An 18,011-nucleotide genomic window follows, 5' to 3' on the forward strand; every position below is an offset into this window, starting at 1 on the left:
TGCCTTTAATACTTCTCTTTTAAAGAAGTATTTTTAAAAATATAAAAGTTAAAACCATATTTAAAACGAAGATAATGAATACACTTAAAGTAGGCGATAAAGTACCCGATTTTACAACAACAGATCAAGATGGAAATACAGTTGCTCTTTCTGATTTTGTAGGAAGAAAGCTAATTGTTTTCTTTTACCCAAAAGCTTCTACACCAGGTTGCACGGCAGAAGCTTGTAACTTAAGAGATAATTATAAAGCATTGCAAGACCAAGGATATACCTTACTAGGCGTGAGTGCAGATTCTGAAAAGCGTCAGAAAAACTTTGCAACAAAATATGAATTCCCTTTTCAGTTATTAGCAGATGAGGATCATAGTGTGATCAATGCTTTTGGTGTATGGGGATTAAAGAAATTTATGGGGAAAGAATATGATGGGATTCACCGTAAAACCTTTAAGGTAGATGAGCAAGGTGTTGTTGTAGAGGTGATTGATAAGGTAAAGACCAAAGATCATGCTGCACAATTACTGTAATGCAATCTCCTCTTCTTTCGTAAGAAGTGTAGGTGTTATGTGTAACTGATTTTGAAAATAATTAGAAATAAGCTTTATCTCTTTCTCATCAAGTGAAAGATGTATAAGGTTTATTTTTTTTTGCTCTGTTCCAAGAGTGATTGATTCGAGTGATATAGTGACATCTTGAATATCTGTAGTTGAGATTTCATCGTTATGGTCACCATCATCATCATATTCTAGGATGTTATCTTCTTTATCTATAGAAAAACGTGCGCTAGGTATTTTTCCATAAAAACTACTCCAAATACTTATGATTGTATATCCTATTAGATAATAAATCCCATAAGGCCCTAAAAAATCATTATCCATAAATAATAATAAGGCAGAGAGCCCAACATAAAATAGAGAACCTAAGATACTGGGGAGATCATTTAAACGATCATTTGCTGTAGAAAAATAAATGAGATGCGGTCTCGCTCCTTCTACATATTGAATTTTGTTATACGTACTATAAAGTAATCCTATTAAGTATAGTGTAAGTAGTCCTGTAATGTAATATTCATTATCTCCCCAAATCATATGTACTACAAATAGAAGCGCTATAATTAAATAGCCTACATACTTTGAAATATTATTTAGGAAAGGAATTTTCATTTATTCCCCATACACACTTTCATAGCCAAATTGCTCACGAGATTTGATCATTTCGGCAATACCTTCTGGTAGTAAGTCTTCCCAACCTTCTTCACCATCGTGAATCATACGAAGTACTTCTCTTGAGAAAATACCAGAAATGGTAGGATCATAGTTTTCTATATCTACTACTTTGCCATTGTATTTAAAGAACTTGTAGAGTTCTTTCATACGTGGGTGTACTTTGAGATTTTCGCTGGTTGTTAATTGACCCGTTTTTGGATCTTTCATTGGGTATAAGTATACCTTAAGGTCTTTAAAGAAAAGTTTCCCAAAGGCTTCTAGAATACCTCCGCTTAAATGGCGATAGTATCGAGCGTCAAATACATCAATAAGATTATTTACTCCCATCACGAGCCCCATACGTTCTTTTGTATAATTGGAGAAGTAATCTACTACTTTATAGTATTCTTTAAAGTTTGAAATCATTACGGTTTGTCCTAGAGAGCATAACAATCGCGCTCTAGCCATAAAATCTTCTTCATCTATTTCTCCTTCTGCACGCAGATTTGATAATGTGATTTCAAAAATGACTTCTGTTTTCTTCTCATTTACGCGATTTGCGTCTTTAAACATGGCGAGAGATTTCTCGTACATATCCATATTGACCTTTGTTACAGGTCTAAAACTACCACGTATTGCTAGTACATTCTTTTTATAAAGTATCGCAGCAGGTAATATATTATTACCGCTAGGGTCAAACATAACCGCTTCAGTCATGCCATTTCTAACAAGCTGTAAACTCATCAAACGATTATCTACATCTTCAAATTGAGGTCCAGAAAAATTAATAGTATCAATTTCTATTTGATCTTGATCAATATGATCATATAGGTACTTTAATAAATGCTTAGGATTATCATGCTTATAAAAAGCACCATATATAAGGTTAACTCCTAGAGTTCCTAATGTAAGTTGTTGTAGGCGGGCATCGTTTTCGTGAAAACGTACGTGTAATATAATCTCATTAAATTCTCCTTCTGGAGTAATTTGAAATTTAATGCCTACCCAACCGTGTCCTTTAAATTTCTTTGCAAAGTCAATGGTAGCCACTGTATTTGCATATGTAAAGAAAATCTTATTAGGTTCTTTGTAACGAGAAATACGATCTTCAATTAATTGCATTTCGTGCGTAAGCATCTTTTTAAGACGTTTTTCTGTCACATAACGACCATCGTCTTCTATCCCATAAATGGCATCACTAAAATCTTTGTCATAGGCACTCATTGCCTTAGCGATTGTACCACTGGCCCCACCAGCTCTAAAGAAATGGCGTACAGTTTCTTGTCCAGCACCAATTTCTGCAAAGGTGCCATAAATATTTTCATTTAGATTTACTCTGAGAACTTTGTTCTTTATTGAAGGTACTTTTTCAAACTCCTTATCTCCAAGAATTGCAACGGCCATAATTTATTTTTTGCCTTTTAGTAGGTTACTCCAAATATACTAAATAGCTAGAGCAAGCAAAAAAAATAACTGTATTTTTGTATCATAATTTTGTACATAAACTACTTGTATTAATTCAACAATTTGACAATTACATTTTTAGGTACCGGCACATCACAAGGAATTCCAGTAATAGGGAGTGATCATCCAGTATGTTTTAGTGATGATCCTAGGGATACTCGTTTACGAGTGTCTGTTCTTATAACTTGGGAGGAATATCATTATGTGATAGATTGTGGTCCTGATTTTAGGGCACAGATGCTTAGTACGCTTTCGCGAAAGCGTACTCCATCAGGAGATCTCGTACCGCTCAATGGCATTTTATTTACCCATGAACATGCCGATCACGTTGCAGGACTAGATGATATACGTCCTTTTGTCTTTAAACAAGGGGACCTCCCAATATATGCGCATAAACGCGTGTTACAAACACTGGCAGATCGATTTGATTACATTTTTACAACCGAAAATAGATATCCTGGAGCGCCTAGTGTGCATAGTCAAGAAGTTATTAACGGACAATCTATCCGCCTTGGAAACCTAGATGTGATCCCTATAGAAGGGTATCACGGGACCTTACAAGTTTTTGGATATCGATTTGGTACTATTGCGTATCTCACAGATATTAAAACGATCGCTCCAGAAGAAATTGAAAAATTAAAAGGACTAGATATACTTGTCATTAATGCATTGCGTTATGAAGAACATACGACACATTTAAATGTAGAAGAAGCACTATCCTTAATAGAAAAAATCAAACCTAAACAAACCTATTTTACACATATAAGTCATCATATGGGATTTCATGCCGAAGTAGAAGCACAGCTTCCAACCAATGTATATCTTGCGTATGATGGATTAACCTTAACCACAGCCGATGAAACGTAATATCTTTATGTACCTCTTTTTATTTGTATCACTTTGGGTTGTTTTCCAATATGTGAATAACACAAAAGTGTATGAGAGTCAGCAAAAACAAATTATAAGCTTAGAAGAAAAACATCAAAATGCGACGGATAGCGTTACTGCTTTACAACAACGTCTCGCCGAAACAGAATATTTTGGGTTACGTACCAATGTAAATGCATATGAGTATTATGAAAGTAGTACCATCGAAATAGATGATATTATCCAACTAGTTTCTGATGGGATTTATAGTAAGAATACCTTAGAAGGAAATTCATTTATACCCTATGAAGGGGATGAGAGACAGTTTCAGGTAAATCAAATTCATGTATTAAATCACCGTTGGCTTATCGCCGATTTCTCCGATGGCAACAATTGGGGAGAATTACTTATAGAGTATTTTGTAAATGAGGATAATAGTATAGATTACCGTGTGATAGATAGCCTGTTGTATTCTTGATACTTGCCCAATTACGGGGTGGTCATTCCATATATTTTGTTTCTTTTTTCAAAACAAAATATATGGAATTTTCCGTTTTGATCTATTGTATAGAGTGTTTTGTAAATGTGAACGTCCGTCATTTCGACGCTAGGAGAAATCCCACATATTTTTTAATGTGTGATGAATTCCTCCTCGTACTTCGTTCGGAATGATGGTTGATCTTTGTAAAGTATACTATATACTTCAGGATCTGTACAGAATACACTCTTGATAACTTATTGATTGGTTGGTTGTTATTCCTAATTTAATTTGGTTTCTTTATGACTGTATAGACAGCTTTCTTATAGATGTTTATGTAAACTAAGGGGGAATTATATGAAGATTAATTGGATTTTTATATCACTGCTATCTGGAATAATAGGAGGTGGGATTACGTATTTTTTAACAGGTGATGAGTTAATATCTCTCATAAGTGCCATTATTATATTGGTTATTGTATTGCTGCATAATCCTGCAACACGATACATGAGAGCATTTTACACTGTTATGTTTCCTTTGTTGAGTAATTTCTATTTTACACTAAGTACCAAAACAGATAACTTTGATTTTAAAGCTGGTCTCAAAGAAATGAATATTACCACAACGATTATTTTAGGTGTCATTGCAGTGCTCTGTTTAGTACTAGATTATCTTGAACGCAATGGGAAATTGAAAGGGCCATTCTTTACTATTAAAAAGAATGTTGCTAAGAAAGTTTCAGGAACAAACATTAGTATTAATCAAAAAATAGACACTACCGATACTGATGATTAATTCTAGGATAAATAAAGTAACAGCTGAGGGTGATAATATATTTATTTTCCAGTATATAGATAGTAAGGGGAAACAAACGGAAGAAAGAAAATCTTTTGAAGAGTTCTTACAACCTTTTGTGGAACCGTATACAGATCAAATTGAAATTCTAAAAAAAAGTATAGATGATAAGGTTAAAATAGAAGGTTATTTAGATAAAGAAGTTTTAGAATTATCAGGTAGAGTGAATGCATTAGAAGCTGAAAAAAATACCTTAAAGGATCAGGTATCTCATTTATTGAAAGAAATAGAAGGAAAAGATTTAAGTCAAACAACGTCCTCATACCAAGATGCTTTTGAATATTTTATGAAGGGCGAATTGGAGGAAGCTTTAGATTTACTAAACGAAGCTAAATTAGAAGAAGAAGAAAAACGTGCTATTGAAAGTATTAAACAAAAAGCAGAGACTAGAATTTTAAAAGCTCAAATCTTACGAATTAAAAATAAGTTTGATGAAGCCGGAATAAATTATGAGAAGGCGGTAACATTATATAGTAGTTGGAGCAATTGTATAAAAGCGGCTAATTATTTCTATTTTATTAATAATTCTAAAAAAGCTCAAAGTTATTTACATATAAGTTTAGAAAAGGCAGTCTCTGATGATGAGAGAGCGTGGACGTTAAATAATTTGGCACTTTTACAAAAATCTATAAACGAATTTAAAAAAGCCGAAAATTCTTATGAAGAAACTTTAGCTATACAAAGACGACTCGCTCAATTAGATTCTCAAAAATATTTACCTGAGATGGGATTGACATTAAATAACTTGGGTAATTTGCAAAGAGCTAAACATGAATTTGAAAAAGCTGAGGCTTCCTTTGAAGAAGCTTTAGATATTTATATGTCATTAGCTGAGTTTAATTTTCAGATGTACCAACCTAAACTAGGATTGACGTTTAATAATTTAGGTAATTTGCATAATACTAATAGACATTATCATAGTGCAGAATACTTTTATACAGAGGCATTACAAATTTTCACCTCATTAGCTCAATTGGATCCTTCAGAATATAAGCCTAAAGTTGCTATAATCTTCAATAATTTTGGTAATTCAAAATTATATATGGGTGAACTTGAAGAAGCAGAAAGGTTCTATAAAAAATCTTTGCAAACGTATAGGGAATTAACTCATTTGAATCCAAAAACATACATTCACTATGTTGCGGGTGTACTAAACAATCTAGCGCTTTTACAGAAAAAGAAAAAAGAGTTTGAAAAAGCTGAGAGTTCATTTAAAGAATCTTTACAGATTTATAAAATACTAGCTCAATCTAACCCTCCAAAATATATATCTATTGTTGCTGGTTCTTTACATAACCTAGGTACTTTAAATGAATCTAAAAAAGAATTTGAACAAGCTGAGCGCTATTATAAACAATCTTTATCTATCCGAAAAGAACTAGTCCAATCTAACCCTAAAGCATATATTCCAGAACTAGGAATGACATTAGCTAGTTTAGGATCTTTTTATCACAAGTCAAAAAATGATAGGGAACTTTCTATTAAATATGCTAGGGAAGCAATTACACTTTTAGAACCATTGTCGCATATCACTTATATTCAAAGCTATCTAAGAGTTGCATATAGCGTTTTTAATTAGTATGAAGAAATCAATAGAGAATGTAACTGGAAATAATAATAAAATTTGTCAATGATTCATAGTTCTAAAAATACAATTGGGAATGTTTCTGGGAATTATAATCGGGTCATTCAGGTTATTTTATCTGGAGGAGAAGAGATTGCTGAAAAATTAGGTGTTCTCATAGAACAATTAGTTACTCAGGAAAAGAAAGAAATTGAAGCATTACGAGAACTTATAGCTTCTAAAACAGAAATAATAGGCGATAAAGCAGAGATAATAGGGCTGAAAAATAATGAGATTGTACAACTGAAAACTGCGTTAGTAGAAAAGCAACAACAACTTGATGAAAACGAACAACGATTTGCCACATTACTTCTAGAAAATGATGGAAAAGATTTTACGGGCTCTCAAGAATTATATCCTAAGGCTGTAGAAGCATTAATGAAAGGAAATAAAGAAGAAGCTTTAAAAATTTTAAATAGACATTCTTTATTAGAAGAAAAGAGAAAACTTGATTCAGAAAAACAACAACAAGCTGATGGGTGGTTTCTTAGAGCTGACTTACTTAAAAGTGAAAACACATGGGGAGAAGAATTAAATGAGTGTTATACTATGGCTGTTGATACGCTTTCTAATTGGAGTACTAATTTAAAATCAGGGAATCATTTTCAGTTCATCAATGATTTCTCAAATGCACAAACGTACTATCAGATATCTTTACAAAAAGCAGTATCTGACGAAGAAAAAGCGGCTACCTTAAATAATTTGGCGGTTTTACAGAGGGCTAAAAATGAATTTGATAAAGCTGAGGCTTCCTATGAAGAAGCTTTATCCATGCGAAGAGAATTAACTAGTTTGAATCCTCAAACGTATCTACCAGATGTAGGAACGACCTTAAATAATTTGGGTAATTTACAGAGGGCTAAAAATGAATTTGAGAAAGCTGAGGCTTCCTATGAAGAAGCTTTAGAGATTTATAGAGAATTAGCTAGGTTGAATCCTCAAACGTATCTACCAGATGTAGGAATGACCTTAATTAATATGGGCATCTATTATAAAGAATCAAAGGTTGATAAAGAACTATCTATCCAATTAACAGATGAAGCAATTACGCTTTTATTACCATTTTCTGATATAGGTTATATTCAAAACTATTTAAAAGTAGCATTTAATGTCCTTAGAGGTTGGAATATTGATGTTGAGGCATATTTGGAAGAAAAGATGAAGAGTTTAAATATAAACGAAGAAGAATAACATAAAAATACCCAAGCGAATCACTTGGGCATTTTTATATTTTTAAAGAAGTTTAGAAGTTTAACTATCTCCCAATAACTCTGCTATTTTGTTTTCCAAAGCTTGCCCTCTTAAATCTTTTGCAATGATGGTTCCTGATGCATCTAGTAAGAAGGTTGCAGGAATGGCACGTACTCCATATGATCTTGGTATTGGATCTTGCCAATACTGGAGATTTGATACGTGATACCAATCCATTTGATCTTTTGCAATTGCTTTTATCCAGCGTTCTTTTTGGCCAGGTCTATCTAGAGAAACACTTATGATATTTAATCCTTTATCGTGATACTTGTCATATACACGTACCACATTTGGATTTTCCATACGACATGGACGACACCAAGAAGCCCAAAAATCGACAATAGTATATTTTCCTAATGTTTGAGATAGCGCAAGTTCTTCCCCTTCTGGAGTTTTTGCACTAAACTCAGGTGCTTTATTCCCTACACTGGCAAGATTTGAAGCAGCACGTTGTGATTTAAGTTGTGCTATATATCGCTTAATGCTTGATCCAATAGTTGATTTCTGTATATCAGATCCAAGACCATTGTAATAAGTCTCCGTGTCTTCTACTTTAAGGACTTTGGCATTTATTAAGTCTGATAATGCCATAATAGCAACCATACTATTTGGATTGTTATCTAATACTTCTTTTTTACTCGTGATAAAATACTCGTCAAGTGCTTTAATTTGATTTGCATACTCAGTTACCATAATGCCATCGGTTTCAGCTTGTGCTTGGTTTCTTTTTTGAATAAGCGTCGCTTTTTTCTGATTAAGTTGGCGACTCGTATTTGTATAGGTATTAAAAATCTCATTTTCTTTACTTCCAGCTACAATAGACGATCCAATACTATCTTTATATAAAGTAATGGTAAGCGGGGCTTTGTCTTTTACAATCAATAGTTGTTGTCTCACATCCTTTATAGAAATCACTTGTATCCCTGTTCCTTCGGTGCGAGGCTTTAAAAAAGTAAAATTCTCAGCGCTTACAACAGCAGTATCTATAGATACACGTTTATTGCCTTCTCCTAGCTCTTGGAGTATAATTTCTGTACCGTCTTCTACACCTACAGCAGTCCCTTTTATACTATGTGTTTCCTTCGTTGCACAAGCAAAAACTAAAAGTCCTAGTAGTGCGATTAAAATTCTTTTCATAAAATGCGTAAATTTGAGTAACAAAAGTAAATAAACTCCGTCTAATATACTATCCTTAGTATTTGTTTCGTACAGATATTGAGATAGTCGATAGAAATCAATATACCCAACACTCATGGCATTTTTAGAAGAAGATTTTCCGATGCAGATTCACGTTAGCTTTGAGAAGTTAGTAGAATCTTATAAATTATATCTCGCAGAAGATAGCGATACTCATCTTGAAGAACGTGCAAAACAGGTTCTTGCCATTGCTAAAGAATACCCTGAACTTATAGATGGGTTGACTGATATTGCACAAGTAAAAGCATTACAACCGCAAATAGATTTGATTCTTGCTGATTTGTTTTCGGATATATTACAACAAAATGAAATCAAGGTAGCCTGTCTTCCTTTTAATGAGTTTATTATCAAATCTTCTAGGCGATATAAAAAAATCATAGAAGACGCTGGCGAAAATTATGAACCAGTCATCAGTAATTTTGATAAAAATCACATGTATATCATGGGATGTAGTATCATCTTAAAGATGAATGGTTTTAATATTGACTTTAGAAGACCTTTCTTTTATGATATTCCAGATGCAAGCGGTATCATGAGATATTATAGAATGTTATATAATGCCGATTATATTGACATTACAAGAGGTCCAGATGCACCAGAGATTACAGATGCAGATGTAGAAGTACTTTTAGATAATTTTGATAATATTGATATTTGGAAAGAAAAATTCCCACCACGTAGTTGGCATTTTAAAGGATTCATACTTGGGAATTTATATGATGCTACATCAGATGTTTCTTTATCAGATTTTAAAACTAGTCTTTTAAAATATGATAAAAGCGATGTAGACTTTATAGAAGGATTTCATAATATCTTTCAATCTATTTTTAATCTTCCTGAAATTAAAGTTGGTTTTTCAAACTATAACCTTGAGGAAGAAACATTAGAACGTGTCCCATATAATAATGTAGAGAGTTTTGTGTTAAATGCAGAACAGAAAAGAGCCTGCAGTAGTGCGCTATGTAGTGGGTCATTCTATACTATTTTCACTAAAAAGCAATTCTTTGCTGTTTCTGATGTAGGTAAATATCTTGTATCTAATCCTGAAGAACACTTTTATAAAAATTTATTTGATCAAAATATAGAGAGTGCCATTTTTGCACCTATATCTGATGGTGATAATTTTCTTGGTCTTTTAGAAATTGTATCTCCTAATAAGCAAGATCTCAATAGTATTAATGCAAATAAGTTACTTGATGTCATGCCATACCTCTTGGATTCTGTAAAACGTTCTAGAGAGCAAATGGAGAATGAACAAGAAGTTATTATACAAAAAGAATGTACTTCTATTCACCCTAGTGTATATTGGAAGTTTAGAAGAGAAGCAAAAAGAGTCATGACGGCTCAAATAGATAAAGAAACTGCTGTTTCTTATAGAGATATTGTTTTTAAAGATGTGTATCCACTCTTTGGACAAATAGATATAAAAGGTTCGTCTAATGCAAGAAATACCGCTGTACAAAAGGATTTATTACTTCAATTAAAAGAAGTTAAAAAGATCCTTATCTATGCCAATAACACTCATGAACTTCCTGTTTATGAAGAGTTCTTGTATAGGATTACCACATTTGTAGCAGGGATATCTGATGGATTACAAGTAGATAGTGAGCGCGGGATTTTAGATTTCTTAAATTATGATATCCACCCATTATTTAAACATTTAAAGAAGAAAGAAGGAATATTAGAATCACTTATTACAGAATATAATGACACGCTAGAAGATGGCATGGGACTTATATATAAGCATAGAAAGGCATATGATGAATCTGTGATGCTTATTAATAAGAAAATGGCCTCAGTTCTAGATAAAAAGCAAGAGGAAGCACAACATATGTATCCTCACTTTTTTGAACGTTTCAAAACTGATGGAGTAGAGCATAATATGTATATCGGTGAATCTATTACGAGAGAGAATAGTTTCAATAAGATTTACCTATATAATCTTAGACTATGGCAATTACAAGCTATGTGTGAGATGGAGAATGCACATTATAAGCTTTCAAAAGAATTACCACATCCACTTGATGTAGCCTCTATGATCTTAGTGTTTAACACCTCTCTTTCTGTACGTTTTAGAATGGATGAAAAACGTTTTGATGTCGACGGTACATATAATGCAAGATATGAAGTTGTTAAAAAACGAGTAGATAAAGCATACATCAAAGGAACGCAAGAGCGTGTAACACAACCTGGTAAAATTGCCATTGTATATAGTCAAAAAGATGATGAACGTGAGTATATGCGTTATATCAAATTCTTACAGGCAAAACAATATTTAGGTAAAACTGTAGAAATTGTAGAACTTCAAGACCTACAAGCTGTCACAGGTTTAAAAGCGATACGTGTAGAAGTATTATACAAGATGTCTAAAGACAAAAATCAAGACAAGCAGTATTATACGTATGATGATTTGATGGAAGAAATTAAGTCTTAATAAAAAAAGCCTAGCAAATATGCTAGGCTTTTTTTTATTTCTAAGAGGACATCTTAGGCGTTATGTTGTTTAATTATGTAATTATTGTTGAACTATCTTGCATCTTAAAGTAGAATGCAAAGGCAAGTACTGATGCTATAATTCCAATCATAAATACGGTATAGGTTATTCTAAGAATTCGATATTTTCTATCTAAAACAATTCCTAAGAAATAAAGATCTTTTGTAAGTGCAGAATAGATATAATCTTTGTCTAGCATCATTTCATTAATAGCCCATTCAAAATCTGTAAGGCTCATTTTATGAAAATTACCAAAGAATAAAAGATTCACTTTCTTTTGTTCTACATCTTCTCTAGTAAATTTACCCATAGTTACATTAGGACGTGTTGCAAGCACTGATAGAATCATAGAGACTATACTGAAAATAATAAAAATAGCAGTAGGTATAATCAAATATGCATTAGACGGATTATCTAGTTTTGGAATCAAATTTGATAAAGCCATAGATAAGATAATGGCATTTACTGAGAGTAAAATGTTTGCCTTCGTATCTGCAATATCACTTAACTTTATATGATTACGTAAGGTAATTCTAAACATAGATTGCACTCCTTTTTCAGGGCTTTCATCTTTGAGTTTTGCTTTGAGCTTTTCCTTTTTCTTAGCTTTCTTAATCTCTTTCTGTTCATTAAGCATTTTTACCAAATTGGCATCCTTCTTAGGTTTCCAGTGTTCTATAGCATAAGCTGTATAATAATGATGTTGTGTTGTAAACATCTCTATATTGCATTTACGCCAATCTTCGATAGAGTATTCTGCAATTTCCTGAATACGGAGTTCTTGTCGTAAATATTCACTTGCTTGCTCAAAATAACTTTTAGCAAAATGGGAAGCATCTGCATCTCGTAATATTTTATCAAGTTCGGTTACAGGAGTATTATCCATTTTTGTGGCCATAATAGCCTGAGAAATACGCTCTATACGCTCTTCTGGATACGCTTCTTTGGAAAGAAAATCCTTAGCTATAGCTACAGATTGTTCTTCATGATTATCCCTGCCATGTATATATCCTGTATCGTGTAATAATGCAGCAAGAAGAATGTCCTGTCTTTCTTCTGGGGAAAGAGTACTCTTTTCTATAATTTCTTTAGTACTTTTATATACACGTTTTGCGTGGACATAATTATGATAAATGCAGGTTTTTGGAAGCTCTTTCTCTAAGAGGTTAGCTACAAAAGCGTCCGTTTTTTCCACAAAAGATGTCATACGTAGAATTTTATTTTTCTTAGACCTAAAATTACATTAAAAATTACACTAAAAATTAGATATGAATAAAAATTATCTTCTTCTTTACAGCTTTTTTGCGATATTTATCTGTGGATGTGCGACTTACGGACCACAATCTACTTCTGATATCCCTTTAGATAGTTCGCTTTCGCGAAAGCAGAAAAATCAGAAAACGTTTTATTTAATAGGTGATGCAGGGAATGCAAGTTCTGGTAAAAGTACTGATGCACTTATTGCTCTTAAAAAAGTAATCCAAGAAAATGGGACTAAAAATGATTATACCGTCTTTTTAGGAGATAATGTATATGATAACGGCCTTCCGGGTAAAGAAAGTGCAGATCGTACTGATGCAGAGTTTAAATTACAAGCTCAATTTGATGCTGTTAACGATTTTAAAGGAAGTGTAGTTTTTGTCCCTGGCAATCATGATTGGCGAGATGGAGTTGAAGGGTTAAAACGCCAACAAAAGTTTATTGAAGAAAAATTGGGTAAAGGTGTTTTCCAACCAAAGAATGGATGTCCAATTAAAAAGATAGATGTGGATGATGATATTGTTCTTATTGCTATAGATACACAGTGGTATTTAGAGAATTGGGACAAACAGCCTACTATTAATGATAATTGTGAAATTAAAACTAGAAAAGATTTTTTCTTAGAGATAGAAGGTCTCTTTAAAAAGAATAATGAAAAGACAATAATTGTAGCAATGCATCACCCTATGTATACTAATGGAGTACACGGTGGAGGTTTTGCAGCAAATAAGCATCTTTTTCCATTTCAATCTAAACTTCCTCTTCCTATAATAGGATCACTTATTACACAGATTCGATCACAAGGAGGTGTATCACCTCAAGATCGTTATCATGCAAAGTATAGTAAGTTTATGAACCGTCTCTCTACGCTAGCCAGAGATACCAATAAAGCGATTTTTGTTTCTGGTCATGAGCATAGTTTACAATATATAGATCATGAAGGTGTTAAGCAAATTGTAAGTGGAGCAGGGTCTAAAGCATCTGCAGCAAGTTTAGGTACTGATGGGCTATTTTCATACGGAGGTCAAGGTTTTACTGCTTTAACAGTCACTGAAGGAGGTTCTTCTTTTGTACAGTATTATAGCGCTAAAGATGGAGAACCTACACTAGTTTTCCAGACAGAGGTTCATGCAGAAGATATACCGTACGATGCCTCTAATTTATCTAACAAATTTGATACTACAAAGAATGCTACTGTATATAATAAGGTAGATACAGAAAAGAATAAGTCCTATAAAAAATTATGGGGAGATCATTATAGATATGTCTATGGAACAGATATAAAAGTACCTGTTGCTACCTTAGATACACTTATGGGAGGGTTTACTATAGAAAGAAAAGGTGGTGGACACCAGACACGATCTTTACGTCTTGTAGATAAAGATGGAAGAAACTTTGCTTTGAGAGCAGTTAAAAAAAGTGCTATACAGTTTCTACAAAGTGTGGCGTTTAAGGAAAACTTTATACGTGATGAATTTAAGGATTCATTTACGGAGAAAACATTATTAGATTTTTATACATCGAGCCATCCTTTTGCAAGTCTTGCTATAGGACCTCTTTCTGATGCGGTCGATATTTATCATACAAACCCCCAATTGTTCTATATGCCTAAGCATCCTGCTTTAGGGAAATATAATACAGAGTTTGGAGATGAACTTTATATTATTGAAGAGCGTCCTGATGATGGGTTTTTAAATGTAGCCTCTTTTGGAAAACCAGACGATATTGAAAGTACATCAGATCTTCTTAGAAAAATGCGTAAAGATGAGAAATACCAAGTAGATGAGGAAGCTTACGTTCGTGCACGATTATTTGATATGCTTCTAGGAGATTGGGATCGTCATACTGACCAGTGGAGATGGGCACGTTTTGATGAATCTGATGATAAAAAAGTTTACAGGCCTATTCCTAGGGATAGAGATCAAGCATTTTCTAATTATGATGGGAAATTATTAGATTTCTTTAAGTTTATAAGCCCACCAGCAAGACAGTTCCAAGAGTATGATGGTGAATTAAAAGATGTTAAATGGATTAATAGTGCCGGACTTAAATTAGATAGAGATCTTACAGGTAAAATAGGCCGAGATGTATGGACTGAACAGGCACAGTATATTCAAGATAACCTTACGGATGCAGTCATAGATGAAGCTTTTAAATCTTTTCCTCGTGAAGTACAAGATGAAGTGCTTGAAAGTATCAAAACAAAATTAAAAGAACGTAAAGGAAATCTTGGAGATATAGCAAATCGTTATTATGATTATTTGTCTGACCTCGTTGTTATTAAAGGAACCGATAAGGATGATCATTTTGAAATCACAAGAGGAGATGGGTTTACTCAGGTAGATATCTCTCGTATTAAGAATGGAAAACCATTATCTCCATATGAAAGTTATACAGTAAACAGTGCAGATACTGATGAAGTATGGATTTATGGACTAGATGATGATGATACATTTCACGTAAGTGGAAAAGGTAAAAATCCTCTAAGCATGCGTGTTATAGGAGGTCAGAATAATGATTCTTATACTATAGATGATGGACGTCGTCTTAAGATTTATGAGCATAAAGGAAAACCAAATACGATTCTTAAGAAAAAAGGGATTATGCGTTTTTCTAACGATTATTCTTATAACACTCATAAATTTGATAAAACAATTCAACGTATAAATAATGTTATTCCATCTATAGGGTTTAATCCTGATGACGGTTTACGTATAGGAGTACAAGAGAGGTACACTGTAAAAGGATTTAAAGATGTGCCATTTGCCAGTAGACATATACTTAAAGTAGGATACTTTACATCTACTAGTGGTGTAGATATTGAATATGAGGGAATTTTTACAAAAGCCATTGGAAAATGGGATCTAGATATTGATGCTAGGTATACATCAGAAAGTTTTTCACGTAATTTTTTCGGGATAGGAAACTTGACAGAAAATATTGAAGCAAATTTTGGAGATGATGATTTTGATACAAATATTACTAATATTTTGACAAATAGCGATTTCGATTTAATAGATGATCTTGATCTTGATTTTAACAGAGTTCGTAATAGAAATATAGCCCTATCTGTTGGTTTTATTAAAGATAATCGCTTTGGAAGTGTACTTAGTATTAAAGGAATTATAGAAGATGTTAAGGTAGAAGATTCTAATGGTCGTTTTATTGATGCTGACGTTGGTTTAAGTCCATTTAGTATTGATGGTCAAGAACCAAGTCAAGAGGTGATAGATAAAATATTTGAAGGTCAGACATTTTTAGGGTCGGAAGTAGGATATAGTTATGCCAATACTGATAACTCTGCAAACCCTACACGTGGGATGATTTTTGATTTAATAGTAGGAGGTAAGCTTAATCTAGACGACAGTGATCGTGCCTTTGGTTATTTAAAACCTAAATTGGCTTTTTATAATGCATTAACTAAGAATAGAAAATTAGTTCTTAAAACACAAGTTCAAGGACAGTATAATACCGGAAATATTCTTGAGGATTACGAATTCTATCAAGGAGCTACCTTAGGGGCTAATACAGGTTTAAGAGGTTTTAGAAACGAACGTTTCACAGGGGAATCTTCTCTTGTTGGTAGTGCAGATCTTCGTTATAGTTTTAAAAGAGTTAGAACTGGATTATTGCCTTTACAATTTGGTGTTTTTGGAGGTTCTGATGCTGGTCGCGTATGGGTGAGTGGTGAAGATACAAATAAGTGGCATCTAGATGGAGGTATTGGTTTTTGGGCAAATGCTGTAGATTTGATCTCTGGTCAGTTAGGTGTATTTACTGGTAGTGACGGATTGCGATTTAGTTTTACTTTTGGATTACGTTTATAATATAATTGCTTTTATATTTTTAAGAGATAAATAAATCAGGTATTTATACCTGATTTATTGTAAAGGAGAGTGTTTAGATTGGATTTTATAACCTCTAACCATACCTTATCATGAAAATTGCATTCTCTTTATTATTTTTATTTATTCTAAACCTTCCTGTATATAGTCAAGTAAATCAAACCATCTCTCAATCTGAAGAAAAGGTCGTATTGCCTAACGATCTACATGAATTAGAAGCAGAACGTTTAGAACTTATCTCAAACATGTACGGAATGATGTATGAGATTAATAGTCTTTTTACAGAATTAGAACGATCGGTAAGCTTAGAACGATTATTAGAAAGCTACGAAGAAATAAATGCAGTAGATGGAGACACAAGTGTACTTTCTGAAGACCATCAGAAACACCTTAAACGCCTTGAAGAGATAAAAGCTCAAATTATTTTACCTGAACTTCATACAGCTGCTGGTGTTAGTCTTTCAGATGTAAAGTCGATGAGCGTTTCGGAAGGATTTAGACGTATTATAGAAAACAAAGTACAAGAAGTTCTTAAAAAAACAGATCAATTATCTGGAGTTGGTGCAAAAGTAACGGAGCTTAATAATACATCGTATGTTGGTCAAAACTTTAAAAAACAGATCAGTTGGTCATTTGCCTTTTTGGTAGGTATTGTGATTGTAGGTTTCTTTATCATAGCAAATAGGGATGATCAAATCCGTAAATCTATTTTTACTGGAGATGCTGGATTGCAGTTTATCACAATATTCTCTATCATTATTGCTATTATTTTATTTGGAATAACAGAAATCCTAGGAGGTAAAGAAATCTCTGCACTTCTTGGAGGAATTTCAGGATATATTCTAGGACGTAGTAGTTTGTCAAAACCTTTTAAAACAAAGGAAGTACCAAAAGCATAATTCTTTATTTATATACTACTAGTGTAGTGTATAACTTCTATTCTCTAATGCATCTATTATTTCTTTATTAAAAGTGATTAATGGTTCAAGTACCTGCGTCCAATTATTAAATTGTAAATGATATTCTATTTTGAATTGATAATCTGTTTCAGAGTTTTTACCATATATATAGGGCTCAAAAATAGTATCCTTTGCGATTGTATTTAGTGCATTTAACGATGAGCTTTTTTTAAGAAATTCATTTAATTTTTCTTGTTCAGTTGTGATTTTAAAACGATTCTTTTTATTTCTAGAAAAAAGAGTAGATAGGTGATTTCTTGTCTGTATTGTAAAATCAGGAGCTTTTAATGCAAGTGGGAGTGTACAAGAATAGGTTCCTACAAAGGAAGTCCCTGTTTTATTATTAATAAAGATTTCATAATCTTTATATGGAATTCTTAATTGAAGGATGACGTGCGGACTTCTTACACCGCCTCCTATGCCTATATCACTATCTGAGAAGTAAAATGTTCCATTTTCTTTGGCAGCAATTTCTTTAAATTTATTTATGTAAAACTTCATATACATAATCTGTA

14 protein-coding genes are annotated in these 18,011 nt (G+C 32.9%); 9 read left to right on the forward strand and 5 right to left on the reverse strand.

The features are described 5' to 3' along the window. The first annotated feature begins 74 nt into the window (after positions 1 to 74). Positions 75 to 524, forward strand: a complete 450-nt coding sequence (gene bcp / locus ABJD27_RS00425) for a thioredoxin-dependent thiol peroxidase (RefSeq protein ID WP_348169894.1) — start codon at positions 75 to 77, stop codon at positions 522 to 524. Here bcp and ABJD27_RS00430 read toward each other — a convergent pair. Together ABJD27_RS00430 and ABJD27_RS00435 are read right to left on the reverse strand one after the other, a co-directional pair. Beyond that, positions 516 to 1,160, reverse strand: coding sequence for a hypothetical protein (locus tag ABJD27_RS00430; protein ID WP_348169891.1), 645 nt, complete (start codon positions 1,158 to 1,160; stop codon positions 516 to 518). The two genes, bcp and ABJD27_RS00430, sit on opposite strands and share 9 nt — an antisense overlap. Continuing rightward, entirely contained in the window at positions 1,161 to 2,606 is a 1,446-nt protein-coding gene (locus tag ABJD27_RS00435) for a TonB-dependent receptor (RefSeq protein ID WP_348169888.1), read from the reverse strand. 123 nt (positions 2,607 to 2,729) lie between these two features. Between ABJD27_RS00435 and ABJD27_RS00440 the strand changes: the two genes are divergently transcribed. The 5 genes from ABJD27_RS00440 (at position 2,730) to ABJD27_RS00460 (ending at position 7,681) form a co-directional block, all read left to right on the forward strand. Then, a complete protein-coding gene (locus tag ABJD27_RS00440; RefSeq protein WP_348169885.1) occupies positions 2,730 to 3,533 on the forward strand; it encodes an MBL fold metallo-hydrolase in 804 nt (267 codons plus the stop codon). Then, a complete protein-coding gene (locus tag ABJD27_RS00445; protein ID WP_348169882.1) occupies positions 3,523 to 4,011 on the forward strand; it encodes a hypothetical protein in 489 nt (162 codons plus the stop codon). Before ABJD27_RS00440 ends, ABJD27_RS00445 begins: the two co-directional genes overlap by 11 nt. A 357-nt stretch (positions 4,012 to 4,368) precedes the next feature. After that, positions 4,369 to 4,806, forward strand: a complete 438-nt coding sequence (locus tag ABJD27_RS00450; protein WP_348169879.1) for a hypothetical protein — start codon at positions 4,369 to 4,371, stop codon at positions 4,804 to 4,806. Then, positions 4,799 to 6,445, forward strand: coding sequence for a tetratricopeptide repeat protein (locus tag ABJD27_RS00455; protein WP_348169876.1), 1,647 nt, complete (start codon positions 4,799 to 4,801; stop codon positions 6,443 to 6,445). The genes ABJD27_RS00450 and ABJD27_RS00455 overlap by 8 nt, the downstream gene beginning before the upstream one ends. A gap of 51 nt (positions 6,446 to 6,496) precedes the next feature. Then, positions 6,497 to 7,681 carry a tetratricopeptide repeat protein gene (locus tag ABJD27_RS00460; RefSeq protein WP_348201987.1) on the forward strand — a complete coding sequence of 395 codons (1,185 nt, stop codon included), beginning with the start codon at positions 6,497 to 6,499 and terminating at the stop codon, positions 7,679 to 7,681. Between the two features lie 60 nt (positions 7,682 to 7,741). Here ABJD27_RS00460 and ABJD27_RS00465 read toward each other — a convergent pair whose 3' ends face one another. Further along, the gene (locus ABJD27_RS00465) at positions 7,742 to 8,878 is read right to left on the reverse strand and encodes a TlpA disulfide reductase family protein (protein WP_348169870.1); all 1,137 of its coding nucleotides are present in this window, start codon (positions 8,876 to 8,878) and stop codon (positions 7,742 to 7,744) included. A gap of 115 nt (positions 8,879 to 8,993) precedes the next feature. On the opposite strand from ABJD27_RS00465, the gene ABJD27_RS00470 reads away from it, so the two are divergent. Further along, positions 8,994 to 11,372 (forward strand): GAF domain-containing protein, encoded by a 2,379-nt coding sequence (locus tag ABJD27_RS00470; protein WP_348169868.1) that lies wholly within the window; start codon positions 8,994 to 8,996, stop codon positions 11,370 to 11,372. 73 nt (positions 11,373 to 11,445) lie between these two features. On the opposite strand, the gene ABJD27_RS00475 is transcribed toward ABJD27_RS00470, so the two are convergent. Beyond that, complete coding sequence (locus ABJD27_RS00475) at positions 11,446 to 12,639, reverse strand: Pycsar system effector family protein (RefSeq protein WP_348169865.1); 1,194 nt, start codon at positions 12,637 to 12,639, stop codon at positions 11,446 to 11,448. 61 nt (positions 12,640 to 12,700) lie between these two features. Between ABJD27_RS00475 and ABJD27_RS00480 the strand changes: the two genes are divergently transcribed. Further along, on the forward strand, positions 12,701 to 16,519 hold the full coding sequence (locus ABJD27_RS00480) for a metallophosphoesterase (RefSeq protein WP_348169862.1): 3,819 nt from the start codon (positions 12,701 to 12,703) through the stop codon (positions 16,517 to 16,519). 110 nt (positions 16,520 to 16,629) lie between these two features. Next, on the forward strand, positions 16,630 to 17,436 hold the full coding sequence (locus tag ABJD27_RS00485) for a hypothetical protein (protein ID WP_348169859.1): 807 nt from the start codon (positions 16,630 to 16,632) through the stop codon (positions 17,434 to 17,436). Between the two features lie 18 nt (positions 17,437 to 17,454). Here ABJD27_RS00485 and ABJD27_RS00490 read toward each other — a convergent pair whose 3' ends face one another. After that, a complete protein-coding gene (locus ABJD27_RS00490; RefSeq protein ID WP_348169856.1) occupies positions 17,455 to 17,997 on the reverse strand; it encodes a hypothetical protein in 543 nt (180 codons plus the stop codon). Positions 17,998 to 18,011: the final 14 nt, after the last annotated feature.

The organism is Dokdonia sp., from assembly GCF_039945015.1.
In the GTDB taxonomy this organism is placed as follows: domain Bacteria; phylum Bacteroidota; class Bacteroidia; order Flavobacteriales; family Flavobacteriaceae; genus Dokdonia.